This window comes from Arthrobacter sp. P1_A5, assembly GCF_056406825.1.
In genome coordinates, this window is record NZ_JBFTZL010000295.1 from 1 (window position 1) to 2,794 (window position 2,794).

The 2,794-nt window shown below is 67.2% G+C and carries 2 protein-coding genes; one reads left to right on the plus strand and one right to left on the minus strand.

What is annotated here, in order from left to right:
• A partial coding sequence (locus AC1D1S_RS20495; RefSeq protein WP_476995371.1) for an SDR family oxidoreductase occupies nt 1-447 on the plus strand: 447 nt, incomplete at its 5' end.
• A 106-nt stretch (nt 448-553) separates the two neighbouring features.
• Here AC1D1S_RS20495 and AC1D1S_RS20500 read toward each other — a convergent pair.
• On the minus strand, nt 554-2,794 hold a 2,241-nt coding region (locus AC1D1S_RS20500; protein ID WP_476995372.1), incomplete at its 5' end, for a lysozyme.

Genomic DNA, 2,794 nt, shown 5'->3' on the forward strand with positions numbered 1-2,794 from the left:
GCCGTCGTCAGTGTGGTGCCCCGGCACTACATTGTGCGCACGAGCTGGGTGATCGGTGAGGGCAACAACTTTGTCCGCACCATGGCCTCGCTGGCCGAGCGCGGCATCGAACCGTCGGTGGTTGATGACCAGATCGGGCGGCTGAGCTTCACCGAAGACATCGCCGCCGGCATCCGGCACCTGCTGGAATCGGGCGCCGAGTTCGGCGTCTACAACCTCAGCAACGACGGCGAGCAGCAGTCCTGGGCGGACATCGCCGCGGACGTCTACGAACTCTCCGGCAAGCCGCGGGAGGCCGTGACCGGTGTGAGCACCGAGGAGTACTTCAAGGGCAAGGCCGTCTCGCCGCGGCCGCTGAACAGCGCCCTCAACCTGGACAAAATCAAGGCGACCGGGTTCACCGTTCCTTCCGCGGCGGAGCGGCTGAGCGACTACCTCGGTTCCTGATTTAACGGTCTTCAACCGTCAGCCCCAGGCACCACAACGCAGACCGGCCCCCGCATGTGCGGGGGCCGGTCTGCGTTGTGCGTGGTGCGGCGTCAGCCAAGACGGGCTAATAAGTGAGGCTTTGGCAGCCCAGCAGAGAGTTGTTCAGGCTCAGCATCGAGACCGCGACGCCGTAGGCGCACACCCGGTACTGGCCGCGCTGGGTGATGGGGACCGATGACGTGAAGCCGTGGTTTCCGACCATGTCGAGGGCGCTGTTGACGTCCGGGCGCTTCTGGTCTGCCATGAAGGCATACCCCTTCCGGATTCCGTCAGGCGAGGTCACGTAGACGTGGTCCGGGATCGATGAGGCGGGGAAGGCCGGATCCAGGGTCCAGCCGGATGCCTTGATGGAGGCTTTGCCGCTGATGACCTGGATCGAGGCCCCATCCAGGTAACCCATGGTGGCGGGGGTCGGGGCCGCGCTGATGGACTTGCAGCCCAGCAGGGTGTTGCCGGCCGTGACCGGGGCGATGCCGATGGCATAGGCGCACACGGTGTACTTCCCGGCCCGGGTCAGCGGGACCGAGACCTGGAAACCGTGGTCACCCACCGTCTGCAGCGCGGCGTTGACGTCCGGACGCGGGCGGTTCGCGGTGAAGGCGTAGCCGGGATTGGTGCCGTTGGGCGACTGGACGTAGACGTGCACGGGCACGCTCTTGCCTGGCTGCACCGGATCCAGTGCCCATCCGCTCAGCTGGAAGTTCGCGGCGTTGGGCGCCTGGGTGAGCGACACCGAATCGTAGGAGCCGAAGGGTGCGGGGTTCGCCTCGACGTTTGTGGTCTTGCAGGACAGCAGCACGTTGGCGTTTCGCCCGATCCCGTAGACGCACGCACGGTACGATCCCGGAACGGTGGCTTTGACCTGGTAGTCGAAGCCGTGGGCCAGCCCCAGTCCCGTCGCGTCCGCGACATCCTTCCGCGCGACGTTGGCCGTCATCCGGTACCCGGTGGTTTTCCCGGCGGGGTCGGTGACGTAGGCGTCGGCATAGCTGGAGGCCGAGGGGTTGGCGAGGTCGGCTGCCCAGCCCTTGAGCTGCAGCGTGACCTTGTCGGCTGTGCGGACCTGGCCGAAGCTGTCGAAGGACCCCGTCGGTGCCTCCACCCCGGTGGCCCGGAGTGACTTGCAGTCCAGGAGTGTGTTGCCGAAGGCCCCGATGGCGTAGGCACAGACCTTGTACGTGCCCGAAGCCGTGATCCGGACCGTGCCGTCGAAGCCGTGCAACGGACCGTAGCCGAGGGCCTGGTCAACATCGGGCCGGGGCTGGTTGGCCTGCCAGGCGTAGCCCTTCGTGGTCCCGGACGGATCAGTMACGTAAATGTGGGTCTGGATCGAGGACGACGTCCTCGCCAGGTCTGCCGACCAGCCCCGGGCGCGCAGGGAGACCGCGGCGCCGTCGCGGGTTACGGAGAGGTCGTCGAAGGACCCGGTGGGCAGCGGCGTCCCGGCGAAGCGCTGGAGTGAGGCATAGTCGCCGTTCCAGATATTGGAGTCACCCACGAACGGCCCGGTGCTGCTGTATTGCCACATGCTGAAAACGCTCCAGCTGGRGGGGACGGGCCCGGCGTTGTCCGTGGCGGAGAGCGGGTAGGACGCGACCCACAGCGGGTAGTCGCCGAAGCCCGCAGCGTTGGCCGTGCACTGGTTCCACCACGACGTGTTGGTGTAGATGACGGGAAGGCGGCCCGTGAGGGCCCGCATGGTGTTCCCGAAGTCGCGCACCCAGGACGTCAGCTGCGAAGGGGACATGCCGTAGCAGGTGTTGCCGAAGTAGAAGCCGTTGATGGTTCGGCCGGCGTAAGGGTTGAATTCGAAGTCGAGGACCGGGGGCATGGTCCGGCCGTCGGCACTCCAGCCGCCGCCGTTCTGGACGAAGAAGCGTGCCTGGTCGGCTCCCGATGACCAGTTCGGGATCGCGAAGTGGTAGGCGCCCCGGATCATCCCGACGCTGCGGGCGCCGTCGTACTGGGCGCCGAAGGAATCATTGGTGAAGTAGTTTCCTTCGCTGGCCTTGACGTAGGCGAAGCGGGCCCCCATGTTCCACTGGCTTTGCCAGTTGACGCTGGTCTGGTGGCCGCTGACGTCCAGGCCTTTGACCCCGTACGACGGCGACCACGTGCCCTGCGTGGTGAGCGATTCAATGGCGGCGGACTCGGTGGTCGCCTTCAGAAGTGGCGACGGAACGCTGACCCGGGCGGAGCGCTGGCCCATCTCGGCGCCACCGGGGCCGACCGCCGCGGCCATGGCCGCCCGGTCCTTGACGCCGCCTGCCAGCGCCGCGGACTGTGCCGCCGCCTGGGTTGCGGT